General features: G+C 39.9%; 14 protein-coding genes. 13 read left to right on the top strand and 1 reads right to left on the bottom strand.

Annotated elements, in window-relative coordinates; all coding sequences use genetic code 11:
- Positions 1–88 precede the first annotated feature (88 nt).
- Positions 89–979 (bottom strand): helix-turn-helix domain-containing protein, encoded by an 891-nt coding sequence (locus KO529_RS09475; protein ID WP_111622886.1) that lies wholly within the window; start codon positions 977–979, stop codon positions 89–91.
- 204 nt (positions 980–1,183) lie between these two features.
- Here KO529_RS09475 and hemA point away from each other — a divergent pair, with 204 nt between their 5' ends.
- The 13 genes from hemA (at position 1,184) to KO529_RS09410 (ending at position 12,206) form a co-directional block, all read left to right on the top strand.
- On the top strand, positions 1,184–2,440 hold the full coding sequence (gene hemA / locus KO529_RS09470; protein ID WP_111622885.1) for a glutamyl-tRNA reductase: 1,257 nt from the start codon (positions 1,184–1,186) through the stop codon (positions 2,438–2,440).
- Positions 2,437–3,348 (top strand): hydroxymethylbilane synthase, encoded by a 912-nt coding sequence (gene hemC, locus KO529_RS09465; protein ID WP_215947660.1) that lies wholly within the window; start codon positions 2,437–2,439, stop codon positions 3,346–3,348. The genes hemA and hemC overlap by 4 nt, the downstream gene beginning before the upstream one ends.
- Positions 3,349–3,379: 31 nt before the next feature.
- Positions 3,380–4,057, top strand: a complete 678-nt coding sequence (locus KO529_RS09460; protein WP_252734360.1) for a uroporphyrinogen-III synthase — start codon at positions 3,380–3,382, stop codon at positions 4,055–4,057.
- Positions 4,058–4,142: 85 nt separating this feature from the next.
- Entirely contained in the window at positions 4,143–5,174 is a 1,032-nt protein-coding gene (gene hemE / locus KO529_RS09455; RefSeq protein WP_215947659.1) for a uroporphyrinogen decarboxylase, read from the top strand.
- Between the two features lie 184 nt (positions 5,175–5,358).
- A complete protein-coding gene (locus KO529_RS09450; RefSeq protein ID WP_215947658.1) occupies positions 5,359–6,108 on the top strand; it encodes an EI24 domain-containing protein in 750 nt (249 codons plus the stop codon).
- 657 nt (positions 6,109–6,765) lie between these two features.
- Positions 6,766–7,332, top strand: coding sequence for a transposase (locus tag KO529_RS09445; RefSeq protein WP_215947657.1), 567 nt, complete (start codon positions 6,766–6,768; stop codon positions 7,330–7,332).
- Positions 7,332–7,571 (top strand): hypothetical protein, encoded by a 240-nt coding sequence (locus KO529_RS09440; protein ID WP_215947656.1) that lies wholly within the window; start codon positions 7,332–7,334, stop codon positions 7,569–7,571. The genes KO529_RS09445 and KO529_RS09440 overlap by 1 nt, the downstream gene beginning before the upstream one ends.
- A gap of 136 nt (positions 7,572–7,707) precedes the next feature.
- Positions 7,708–8,610, top strand: coding sequence for an oxygen-dependent coproporphyrinogen oxidase (gene hemF, locus KO529_RS09435; RefSeq protein WP_215947655.1), 903 nt, complete (start codon positions 7,708–7,710; stop codon positions 8,608–8,610).
- 19 nt (positions 8,611–8,629) lie between these two features.
- Complete coding sequence (locus tag KO529_RS09430; RefSeq protein ID WP_215947654.1) at positions 8,630–8,797, top strand: hypothetical protein; 168 nt, start codon at positions 8,630–8,632, stop codon at positions 8,795–8,797.
- Positions 8,798–8,855: 58 nt separating this feature from the next.
- Positions 8,856–9,242, top strand: a complete 387-nt coding sequence (locus KO529_RS09425) for a YchJ family protein (protein WP_215947653.1) — start codon at positions 8,856–8,858, stop codon at positions 9,240–9,242.
- A 75-nt stretch (positions 9,243–9,317) separates the two neighbouring features.
- Positions 9,318–10,292, top strand: coding sequence for a porphobilinogen synthase (gene hemB / locus KO529_RS09420; protein WP_215947652.1), 975 nt, complete (start codon positions 9,318–9,320; stop codon positions 10,290–10,292).
- A gap of 71 nt (positions 10,293–10,363) precedes the next feature.
- The gene (locus KO529_RS09415; RefSeq protein ID WP_215947651.1) at positions 10,364–10,876 is read left to right on the top strand and encodes a DinB family protein; all 513 of its coding nucleotides are present in this window, start codon (positions 10,364–10,366) and stop codon (positions 10,874–10,876) included.
- A 10-nt stretch (positions 10,877–10,886) separates the two neighbouring features.
- Entirely contained in the window at positions 10,887–12,206 is a 1,320-nt protein-coding gene (locus KO529_RS09410) for a serine hydrolase domain-containing protein (protein ID WP_215947650.1), read from the top strand.
- Positions 12,207–12,238 lie beyond the last annotated feature (32 nt).

Raw genomic sequence — 12,238 nt, 5'->3', positions numbered from 1 at the left:
TTCCCGTCTTTTGAGCGGAATAAGCAGCATTGCAGATCCGAAAACATAAAAATATAATGAATAATACATGCTGAGGAACACAACCAACTTAACCGCTGGCCAAAGACATCAGGTATTTCTTTGGAGTGGTACTATACTTTTTCTTAAATGCTGCAATAAAGTGACTGGAAGTACTATAGCCTACCTTCAGCCCAACCTCATTGACATTGTGCTTGCCAGATTCCAACATTTTACGGGCATATTCCATCTTGTAATCGAATAAAAAACTGTATACGGAATCCCCATATATCTGCTTGAAGCCTTCTTTCAATTTTTTAAGGCTAAGCCCAATTTCTTCGGACAGCTCTTGTAGACTAGGTGGTTCGGCCATTCTAGAAATAATTATTTCCTTGGCATTCCGAATGCGCTTAACGTTGTCCTCGTCCACCAAAAAGGGACATTGTTCCACATCGGCATCCTCACTCTTATTAAAATAGAGTGAAATTAGTTCATAAACCTTCCCCTTTATATACAACTCCTTTATGGAACGATGAAGGTTATAGTTCATTACCTGACTCAGAACTACCGCTATCGCAGGGGATACAGCCTCTTGAGAATAGTACTTTTTATCTTTGTTATCCGAGCTTAAAAAAGGTATATAATCGGCTTCCTTGGAAAACAGGGAATGGAATTTCCGGATGGTCATTATAATGGAGACCATCCAGGAATTGGTATTTAAAACAAGATTAAGAGGTAGATCTACCTGAGTATTGTACAAGAGGAGCGAGTTGTCTTCATTGACCTCCAAGGCATACCTTCCTTCATTAAATACAAACTTGGCACTGCCCTTTAAACAGAAATGAAACTGAATAAAGGAACTGTCTATTTCTCGGGTAACCGTCTGGTTATGAATACCATCGTTTTGAATTTTCAACACATAGAACCCGTCTTCAATAAATACTTCCTCGAAAGACCCTTGAGCGATATTTTCTTCCTCCATGTCAACATTATATTAAATTTATCTATTTAGAAACATTCTAAATTACCAATGACAAGAATTCCCTTAACACCGCTAAAATATACTATTTCAAGGGTTTTCATACCCAAAACAGCGTTAAAAAACCACAAACGATATTTATTGTTCCTCTAGCGTTACTTTTATAAGTTTGATGCTCTTATTTTTGTGACGCTCTCAAGAGTACCTATGAAAGATTATCACATTTCCAAAAATAATTCATTTTATACCATTGGCCTAAACTACAAAAAGGCAGATGCCGAAGTGCGCGGTAAATTTAGCTTGGATGAAAACGCCATAGATCGCATATTGGAGCAAGCCAAACTAATAGGACTGGACGGTCTCTTGGTAACTTCTACCTGTAACCGTACCGAATTGCATGGATTTGCCCAGCATCCTTACCAGTTAATAAAATTATTGTGCGATAATACACATGGCACCGTGGAGGAATTTCAGGAAGTAGCCTATGTGTATAAAAATAATGATGCTATAAACCATCTTTTTAGGATGGGCACAGGATTGGACAGCCAAATTTTAGGCGATTTCGAAATTATTAGTCAATTACGACAAAGCTTCAATCGTTCAAAAAAGCAGCATATAGCCAATCCGTTCTTGGAGCGTTTATGCAATTCCGTTATCCAAGCCAGCAAAAGAATAAAGAACGAAACCAATATTTCTTCGGGCGCCACCTCGGTAGCCTTTGCCTCGGTACAATACATCATTAATACCGTACCCGATATATCAGAAAAAAATATTCTGTTGTTCGGCACCGGGAAAATTGGCAGAAATACTTGTGAAAATTTAATTAAGCATACCAAAAATTCGCACATCACCCTTATTAACCGTACCAAGGACAAGGCTGAGCGAATAGCTGGCAAATTTAATCTGATAGTCAAAAATTACGGGGACCTACAGACCGAAATCAGAAACACCGATGTGCTTATCGTGGCCACCGGGGCACAATCGCCCACTATTTCCAAAGAATTGATCTACACAAAGAAACCTTTGTTGATATTGGACCTTTCAATTCCAAAAAATGTATCGGATAATGTCACGGATTTGGAGAATGTTACCGTAATACATTTAGATCATTTATCCCAAATGACGGATGATACGCTGGAGAAAAGAAAAGAATCCGTACCTCAGGCCGAGGCCATTATTGAAGAAGTAAAGGAAGAATTTATAAAATGGTTGGAAACTAGAAAGTTTGCCCCAGTTATTAAGGCGCTTAAGAAAAAATTGAAGACCATGAAGGATGAAGAATTGGACTTCCAAAGCAAAAAGCTTTCCGATTTCAATTCTGTACAAGCCGATATTATCTCGGAACGCATCATTCAGAAAATTACCAAGCAATTTGCCAATCATCTTAAAGATACCGAAATAGATTCCGATACCAGTTTAGAGCTTATACAACGAGTTTTTCAACTAGAATTGGAGTCTAAATGAGTAAAACAATACGCATTGGTACCCGTGATAGTCAGTTGGCACTCTGGCAAGCCCACACCGTTCAGGACCAATTGGAAGCCCTTGGCTATAACACCGAAATAATTTCCGTAAAATCTACTGGGGACCTATTGTTGGACAAGCCCTTGTACGAGCTGGGTATCACCGGAATATTTACCAAAACCCTGGACATCGCCATGATCAATGGCACTGTTGATATAGCGGTGCATTCCATGAAAGACGTACCTACCCGACTTCCGAAAGGAATTGTACAGAGCGCTGTTCTTCCAAGAGCAAATACCCAAGATATATTAGTTTACAAAGATTTGGATTTTTTAAAATCCAACGGTACCATTGCCACCGGCAGTTTACGAAGACAGGCGCAATGGTTGCATAAATACCCATCTCACAAGGTTGTGGACATACGTGGAAATGTAAACACCCGACTGCAAAAACTTCATGACAACCCTTGGAATGGGGCCATCTTTGCAAAAGCAGGTTTGGAACGTATTGAAGTACTACCACCAAACCATATAGACTTGGATTGGATGGTACCTGCACCGGCACAAGGGGCCATGGTTGTGGTTAGCACAGAAAATGACGCGTTTTCAACAGAGGCCGTTCGCAAACTAAACGATTCCACCACAGATATTTGCACTCACGTAGAAAGGGAGTTCCTGCAAATATTGGAAGGGGGCTGCACAGCACCCATAGGGGCTTTGGCCAAAATAGAACAGGATAACCTCCATTTTGAAGGTGTACTACTTTCCTTGGATGGCAAGCAGAAATTAATGGTCAAAAAATCTATTCCCGCCAATGAATATATCCACTTTGGCAAGTTGTGTGCCCAAGAAATATTGGACAATGGCGGTAAGGAATTGATGGTGGAGATAAAAAAGGAATTGGCATGACCCCAGCTTGGGAATTACAAACCAAAGTATCATGAGCATGACCGTTCTTTCTACAAAAATCTTGACAGCCTCCCAAAAAGCAATACTGACCAATGCCAATATTAAAGCGGAAGAGTATGATGCCATCAATATTGAATTCTTAACTCCCAATATAGACCCAGATTTCAAAAATATCATATTTACCAGCCAAAATACCGTAAAGGCTTTTCTAAAGATAATGGGTCCTCAAAACGTCAAAAAAAATTCCTATTCTGCCTTTTGTGTGGGTGAAAAAACAAAATCGGTTTTAGAGAAAAATGGCATAAATGTCATGGAAATGACTAATTATGGAGCAGAATTGGCCGAGATTTTGGTAAATAAGCACTCAAATGAAACTTTTTTGTTTTTGTGCGGTAATAAACGTCGGGATGAAATTCCCTCCTACCTAACAAAACACAAGGTGGCATTTAAGGAACAGACCGTATATCAAAATACCCCAAATCATCTTACCTTTGACACCGATTTTGATGGTATTCTGTTTTTTAGTCCCAGCGGTATTGAAAGCTTTATAGCCAGAAATAATTTAAAGAAAAGTGTTGCATTTTGTATTGGTACTACCACCGCCTCGGAAGCCGAAAAACACACCAAAAATATAATTATTGCCCAAAAACCAACGATAGAAAGTGTCTTGGAAAGGGTTATAGATACTTTAAAAATAAAAAGCAATTAAACCGGCATACACAACAACTATCCCTTAACGGAATATAATCAAGGGGCAGTTTAAAATGGGTAGGCAAGAAGAACACCTAAATATTATGAGCATTAAAAACGATTTATTCTTAAGAGCATTAAAAGGAGAAACCGTAGAGCGCCCACCAGTTTGGATGATGCGCCAGGCAGGAAGATATCTACCGGAATTTATGGCAATCCGTGATAAGTACGACTTCTTTACCCGCTGCCGTACGCCGGAATTGGCCAGTGAAATTACGGTACAGCCCATACGCCGATACGGCATGGATGCCGCAATTTTGTTCAGCGATATTTTGGTAATCCCCCAAGCCATGAACATTGAAGTGCAGATGAAACCAAATTTCGGCCCTTATTTGCCAAATCCGGTTACGGACCAGAAAGGTGTGGACGAAGTTATTGTCCCAGACGTAAGCGTGGAATTGGACTATGTGATGCAGGCCATAAAAGCGACAAAGGAACTTTTGAACAATGATATCCCCTTAATCGGCTTTGCAGGCTCACCTTGGACCATTTTATGCTATGTAGTACAAGGCCAGGGTAGCAAAACCTTTGACAAGGCCAAGGAATTCTGTTTTACCAATCCAGTTGCGGCACATCAGCTACTGCAAAAAATCACCGATACTACCATTGCCTATCTAAAGGCAAAAGTTAATGCCGGTGTAGATGCCGTGCAGGTATTCGATTCTTGGGGAGGTATGTTGTCACCAGTAGATTACCAGGAATTTTCGTTCCAATATATACAACAGATTATAGATGCCCTTAAGGACGAGGCTCCCGTAATCGTTTTTGGTAAAGGATGCTGGTTCGCCTTGGGCGATATGGCCAAATCAGGAGCCGCTGCCCTTGGAGTGGACTGGACCTGTTCCGCACGTAATGCACGTTACCTTTCAGGAGGCAATATAACCCTTCAGGGGAATTTTGACCCAGCAAGATTGCTTTCTCCTCCGGCAGTAATCAAAAAAATGGTAACTCAAATGATCAATGAATTTGGCAAGGATAAATATGTAGTAAATCTTGGCCACGGTATTTTGCCCAATGTTCCCTTGGACAACGCCAAGGCCTTTATAGATGCGGTAAAGGAGTACCGACAGAATTAGAAGGGCGTATCCCTTTTTTTCTTCCTTTCAGGAAAAAAGGGTCGCACTTTCCGTTATATCTTTTATTTTTATGGAAGCATTATATCGGGGCACGGTTTAAAACACTAAAATTACGCCCCTAGAAGCGTTCCTATCGATAAAAATAAAAGGATGTCACTACAATCGCTTACGCAAAATCAATAGTATGACCCAACATATACTGAGCGGTATTAAAGCCTATTTTGGCACCTTTAAAATCCTTTCCCAATTGGGGCTTTGGCGATATTTTTGGATTCCCATATTTATAAGTGTAGTAATAGCCATTATAATTTTTACCTCTGCTTATGGGCTATCCGACAATATAGGCGGATTTCTTTCGCAATGGTGGACCTGGGACTGGGGAAAGCAAACAGTAAACCTGATCAGTGAAATCTTTGGCGGTCTTCTAATTATAGTGTTTGGCTTTATATTGTACAAACATATTGTCATGGCACTCTCCGCGCCTTTTATGAGCCCAGTTTCAGAAAAAATTGAAGCACACTTATTGGGAAACTCGGCAGAAAAACATAGAGATACTACTTTCGGGGAACAATTATGGCGCGGAATCCGTATCAACCTAAGAAACTTGATCATGGAAATTTTGTTGACCATCCCTCTTTTATTAATTGGTCTAATTCCGGTAATTGGATTGGTTTCAACTGTGCTAATATTTCTAATACAGGCCTATTATGCTGGTTTTGGAAATATGGACTATACTTTGGAGCGACATTTTAAATACGCCGAAAGTCTAAATTTTGTACGAAAGAACAAGGGCGTTGCCATAGGCAACGGAATTGTCTTTATGTTCTTTCTTTTTATTCCGGTAATTGGGGTAATCCTAGTGCTACCATTATCCGTTACCGCTGCGACCATAAGGACGGTAGAACTACTGAAATTGGAAAAAGAAAATGGGTAGCTCCCAAGACATGCAAGGTTTCCAAAACCTTGTAGGTCTGAAAACATGAAGCATAAATAGCAAATGGCCGATACCAAAGGGACAATACCTACAAGGTCAGGAAGACCTTGCAGGATAGGCAACTAACAGAACGCAAAACAGGACCTGCAAGGTGGAGCCGCTGGCAAGACCTACAAGGTTTCAAAAACCTTGTAGGTCTAAAAACATGAAGCACAAGGAGCGAATGGCTGATAGCAAAGAAAAGAAACAATACCTACAAGGTCGGGCAGACCTTGCAGGTTAGGTTATCAACAAAACGAAAACCAAGACCTGCAAGGTTCACAAAACCTTGTAGGTCTAAAAACATGAAGCATAAGTAGCGAATGGCTGATAGCAAAGAAAAGAAACAATACCTACAAGGTCGGGAAGACCTTGCAGGATAGGTAACCAACAGAACCAAAACCAAAACCTGCAAGGTTGAGCCGCTGGCAAGACCTGCAAGGTTTCAAAAACCTTGTAGGTCTGAAAACATGAAGCATAAATAACGAATGGCCGATACCAAAGAAAAGAAACAATACCTACAAGGTCGGGCAGACCTTGCAGGTTAGGTTATCAACAAAACGAAAACCAAGACCTGCAAGGTTCACAAAACCTTGTAGGTCTAAAACAAGAAAAAAAATGAAACTCGAAAAACTCGAAAAGGACCACTACTATCATATTTACAACCGGGGAATAAACGGTGGCCCAATATTTAAATCCAACGAAAACAAAAGCTACTTTCTAAAGTTGATTAACAAGTATTTGTCCAACAAAGTTTCTATCCTTGCATATTGTCTAATGGACAACCATTACCATATGGCAATCCAGGTCATTGAAGAAGAAAAAATGGTCACACAATCATTTTCAAATCTTTTCAATGCCTATGCCAAAGCATTTAATAAGATGCACAATAGAACGGGTAGTCTCTTTGAAAAACATTTTAGAAGGATTAAAATAGGTGACACTAATTATTTAAGGAACCTGATAATCTATATCAATACAAACCCGGAAAGTCATGGAACTACCAAAGATTATAAAACATACCAATATTCGTCTTATCAGACCACTATTTCCATTCAGAACAGTACCGATTCAGTGCCAATAGCAAAGGAAGAGGCAATAAATCTTTTTGATGATCTAGGGAATTTTGAATATTTGCATAATCAAAAAAGAAGCTTAGGTCTTGACAAATTGAACTGGGATTAATGATCTGCAAGGTTGAGCCGCTGGCAGGACTTGCAAGGTTTCCAAAAATTTGTAGGTCTGAGATAATAACTGAAAAAAATGATTGTTCCAAGGCAATGGAGCAAAACCTACAAGGTCAGGAAGATCTTGCAGGATTGGTAACCAACAGAACGCAAAACAGGACCTGCAAGGTGGAGCCACTGGCAAGACCTGCAAGGTTTCAAAAACCTTGTAGGTCTAAAAACATGAAGCATAAGTAGCGAATGGCTGATAGCAAAGAAAAGAAACAATACCTACAAGGTCGGGCAGACCTTGCAGGATAGGCAACCAACAGAACGCAAAACAGGACCTGCAAGGTTTACAAAACCTTGTAGGTCTAAGAACAAAAAAATAAACATGAAAGATAAATTTTACGCGTACATACAACAACTACAGGATAGGATTACTGCCAAATTGGAAGCCGTAGATGGTGAAGCCAAGTTTAGGGAAGACATTTGGGAGCGACCGGAAGGGGGCGGTGGCCGATCACGGGTCATAGAAAATGGGGCTGTTTTTGAAAAAGGCGGTGTAAACATTTCTGCCGTTCACGGAGCCTTGCCACAAAGCATGCAAAATTATTTTGGCGTTAAGGATGCCGATTTTTTTGCCTGTGGTCTTAGTCTAGTTATCCACCCAAAGAATCCCATGGTTCCTACAGTACATGCCAATTGGCGCTATTTTGAAATGTACAACAAGGAAGGTAAATTGGTAGATCAATGGTTTGGTGGCGGACAAGATCTTACCCCCTACTATTTGTTTGATGAGGATGCCAAACACTTTCATACCATCTGCAAAAATGCCTGTGACAAACATAATCCAGAATTCTACAGTACGTACAAGACAAAGTGCGATTATTATTTTTGGAATACCCATAGGAACGAAGCCCGTGGGATAGGCGGATTGTTTTATGATTACTGTAAAGCCAACACAGAGATGTCCATGGAAGATTGGTACAATTTTGAAACCGAAGTAGGCAATAGTTTTTTAGAGGCCTATATCCCCATTGTAGAAAAACGAAAAGACTTGTCCTACTCTAAAGAACAGCGGGATTGGCAAGAAATTCGGAGGGGACGTTATGTAGAGTTTAACCTGGTTCATGACAAGGGTACTCTCTTCGGCTTAAAGACCAATGGCCGAATAGAAAGTATATTAATGAGCCTACCTCCCCATGTACAATGGGTATATGACCATCACCCAGAAAAGGGAAGTGAGGAAGAGCGTTTATTACATGTTCTTGCCAAACCCAAGGAATGGGTATAGCAAACCTTAACATAGGATTATGAGTAAAAAAGGCAAAGAAAAAAATACCGCCAACAAGGCAAAACACACCAAACTCCTCAATAGAAAGAAAAACAAACTCAAAAAGGAAAAGGAAACCCGTAAGGAGCGACTTAAAGCGATTATAACACAGCATCGGGAAAAAGGCAATAACGAGGATACGAATTAGTCTTTATAAAGCAATAGAACCATAATCACTAAAGAAAAAATCATATTAACAAATAACCATGAATTGTCCCTGTGGATCCAATAATTCCTACGCCCAATGCTGTGAAAGGGCTCATAAGGACCTATCCCAGGTTACAACAGCAGAACAATTGATGCGTTCCCGCTATTCGGCCTTTGTTTTGGGCAATGGTAACTATTTAATGGATAGTCACCACTCCTCCACCAGACCCATTAAAGAAAAGAAATCTATTGAAGCTTGGGCAAAATCCGTAAGCTGGATCAGATTGGAGATTTTGGATAAGGAAAAAGGAGGAATAAACGACCAAAGGGGTACCGTTACCTTTAACGCATATTTTTTTGAAAACGGCAAGGTCGAGGTCATTCATGAAAAGTCGGACTTTGTAAAGGAAAACGGACTTTGGATGTATTTGGGCTTGGCAGAATAATACAAGGATTAACTTAATCCAATTATACAATTTAGGACTTGTTCCACTATCTTTGAATTTTAAAATAAACTAGCAATGTATCCACTTAAAAGAAATAGAAGACTCCGTACCAATGAGGCCATAAGGTCATTGGTCAGAGAAACCATTATCTCTCCAAATGATTTTTTAGTACCACTTTTTGTTGTGGAAGGAAATGGGGTCAAGGAAGAAATTGCATCCATGCCCAATTACTACAGATATAGCTTGGACTTATTGGAAAAGGAAGTCAAGGAACTTTGGGCTATGGGGTTAAAATCGGTACTTCTCTTTGTTAAAGTGCCAGACCATTTAAAGGACAATAAAGGCAAAGAAGCAGTAAACCCCAAGGGTTTAATGCAAAGGGCCATTAAAACGGTTAAAAATGCCTGTCCCGAGATGCTGGTAATGACCGACGTGGCATTGGACCCCTATTCATCCTACGGCCATGATGGTATAGTGGAGGACGGACAGATCATCAACGACGATACCGTGGAGGTTTTGGCCAATATGAGTGTAAGCCATGCCCAAGCAGGGGCCGATTTTGTAGCGCCCAGCGATATGATGGACGGCAGGATATTGAGTATTAGGGAAGCCTTGGAAGATGAAGGATTTATAGACACAGGAATTATGAGCTATAGTGCCAAATATGCCAGTGCATTTTATGGTCCCTTTAGGGATGCCTTGGATTCAGCCCCCGGTTTTGGCGATAAAAAAACCTATCAAATGGATTATGCCAATAGGTTTGAGGCCATTAAGGAAACCGAAATGGATATCGATGAGGGTGCGGATATTGTAATGGTGAAACCAGGTCTTTGCTATTTGGATATTGTAAGGGAGATCAAAAATGAAGTGGATGTTCCCGTAGCCGTATATCAGGTTTCAGGGGAATATGCCATGGTAAAGGCCGCTGCCGAAAAAGGATGGCTGGATCACGATGCCGTGATGATGGAGCAGTTGACCGCCATAAAAAGGGCCGGCGCCAATATCATTGCCAGCTACTTTGCCAAGGATGTAGTCCGTGTATTGGGATAAATTGGATCAACAACATATCACCTAAGGCCTTACAAAAAGTTATTATAGCGCTAAACTTATGTTATTGCCATATGAAAGATTTACTTTTTATACTTATCGTTCTTTTTATGAACCCACTACAGTCCCAAGACCTTTTGATTCCCACGTTTTTGGAAAAATGGGAAAATTCCAAAACCTATTTAGTGGATATAGCAGAAGCCATGCCTGCAGAGAAATATGATTTTAAGCCTACTGAAAGACAAAAAGGTTTTCAAGATCAATTACTGCATATAAAAAGTAATATGGATTGGTTAAGCAGTACTTATTTTGGTAGGCAATTGAGCGACAAGAACAGAGGTAATAATTCCAAATTAACAAAAGAGGAAACCATAAAATTACTGATTGACGGATTTGATGGGGTCAGCGCTATTTTGAAAAAAATTCCTTCCAATGTACTTTCGGAAAAGGTTGAATTCTTTGCCGGTGAAAAATCCAAATTACAAATATTAAATCTGTTACAGGACCATGTAACCCATCATCGGGGACAATTAATTGTATATTTAAATCTCAATAATATTGCACCGCCAAAATATGTGGGTTGGTAATTCATCTGCTATGAAAAAAAGTACTTCTGCTCCAATTATTATACTGTTAAGTATATTTTTTAATGCACAGCTAATAACCGCACAAACAACTAATCCGGAGTCACTTAGCTATGATAATCCGTCTGCTGTAGGAATGGATTCATTGTTTATCCATTCCAAAGTAGATTCTATAATGACCTTTGCCATTAAAGAAGAGGCCTTCCCGGGAGCACAGGTCTTGGTGGCCAAAAACAACAAGATCATTTTTCATAAAGCCTACGGATTTCATACTTATGACAGTGTTCAGCCCGTAGGCCTAACAGATATCTATGATCTGGCATCCGTAACCAAAATAATGGGGCCGCTACCAGCCTTGATGAAATTACATGACGAAGGAAAACTGGATTTGGATGCGCCCTTCAGTACCTTATGGCCTAAATGGAAAAACAGAAAGGATAAAAAGGAGCTGACCATAAGGGAAGTTTTTGCGCATCAGGCAGGATTGGTTCCCTATATAATTTTCCTTCAAGAGGTGATAAAGAAGAATGGTTCGGTAAAAAATCGTTTTGTAAGAAACGAACCTAGTCGTAGGTTCAGCACTAGAGCCTATGATAATATCTATATCAAGGATAGGTTTAAGAACAAAATATATCGTAAAATCAACAGCTCCAAAGTATCGGACATTAAAAAATACAAATATTCAGGACTTACATTTTTACTTTATCCCGAAATCATTTCACGATTGACTAATACAGATTACGAGACCTATGTAACCCAAAACTTTTATGCGCCTTTGGGAGCAAATACTTTGGGATTTAATCCCAAAACCAAAAATTATCAAAATAAAATAGTCCCCACGGAAATCGACACCTTATTTAGACATGAACTCACCAAAGATTGGGTCCACGACGAAAACGCAGCCCTTATGGGTGGGGTGTCTGGAAACGCAGGGCTATTTGCTTCGGCCACAGATTTGGCAAAAATGATGCAGATGTACATGAATTATGGTAGTTATGGAGGTAAGCGGTATTTGTCCGAAGCCACGGTGAAGGAATTTACCAAAGTACAATATCCAGAAAATGAAAACAGAAGGGGACTAATATTCGATAAACCCGATTTGAATAATCATGAACTTACCTTAGCGGATTCCTATCCTGCCCCAAGTACCAGTCCGGATAGTTTTGGACACAGTGGGTTTACAGGAACATTTGTATGGGCCGATCCACAAACCCAATTGGTTTACATATTTTTATCCAACCGTGTATATCCCAGCAGAACACATAGTAATATATACAAATACAATATCCGCTCTGCGGTACAGCAGGTATTTTACGACGCCATAATCGATTGAGTTAAGAATTTCTGAATTTATTAGTACTTTAG

This window comes from Arenibacter algicola (assembly GCF_018860365.1).
In the GTDB taxonomy this organism is placed as follows: domain Bacteria; phylum Bacteroidota; class Bacteroidia; order Flavobacteriales; family Flavobacteriaceae; genus Arenibacter; species Arenibacter algicola_B.
The sequence above is the reverse complement of the archived record's forward strand: the minus strand, read 5'-3'. Positions and strand labels throughout refer to the sequence as shown.

Bases quoted from the DNA above. Each gene is read 5' to 3' on its own strand.
- KO529_RS09445 (WP_215947657.1), top strand. From the start codon at position 6,766: ATGAAACTCGAAAAACTCGAAAAGGACCACTACTATCATATTTACAAC.
- KO529_RS09450 (WP_215947658.1), top strand. From the start codon at position 5,359: ATGACCCAACATATACTGAGCGGTATTAAAGCCTATTTTGGCACCTTT.
- hemB (WP_215947652.1), top strand. From the start codon at position 9,318: ATGTATCCACTTAAAAGAAATAGAAGACTCCGTACCAATGAGGCCATA.
- hemA (WP_111622885.1), top strand. From the start codon at position 1,184: ATGAAAGATTATCACATTTCCAAAAATAATTCATTTTATACCATTGGC.
- KO529_RS09475 (WP_111622886.1), bottom strand. From the start codon at position 979: ATGGAGGAAGAAAATATCGCTCAAGGGTCTTTCGAGGAAGTATTTATT.
- hemF (WP_215947655.1), top strand. From the start codon at position 7,708: ATGAAAGATAAATTTTACGCGTACATACAACAACTACAGGATAGGATT.
- KO529_RS09440 (WP_215947656.1), top strand. From the start codon at position 7,332: ATGATCTGCAAGGTTGAGCCGCTGGCAGGACTTGCAAGGTTTCCAAAA.
- hemE (WP_215947659.1), top strand. From the start codon at position 4,143: ATGAGCATTAAAAACGATTTATTCTTAAGAGCATTAAAAGGAGAAACC.
- KO529_RS09460 (WP_252734360.1), top strand. From the start codon at position 3,380: ATGAGCATGACCGTTCTTTCTACAAAAATCTTGACAGCCTCCCAAAAA.
- hemC (WP_215947660.1), top strand. From the start codon at position 2,437: ATGAGTAAAACAATACGCATTGGTACCCGTGATAGTCAGTTGGCACTC.
- KO529_RS09430 (WP_215947654.1), top strand. From the start codon at position 8,630: ATGAGTAAAAAAGGCAAAGAAAAAAATACCGCCAACAAGGCAAAACAC.
- KO529_RS09415 (WP_215947651.1), top strand. From the start codon at position 10,364: ATGAAAGATTTACTTTTTATACTTATCGTTCTTTTTATGAACCCACTA.
- KO529_RS09410 (WP_215947650.1), top strand. From the start codon at position 10,887: ATGAAAAAAAGTACTTCTGCTCCAATTATTATACTGTTAAGTATATTT.
- KO529_RS09425 (WP_215947653.1), top strand. From the start codon at position 8,856: ATGAATTGTCCCTGTGGATCCAATAATTCCTACGCCCAATGCTGTGAA.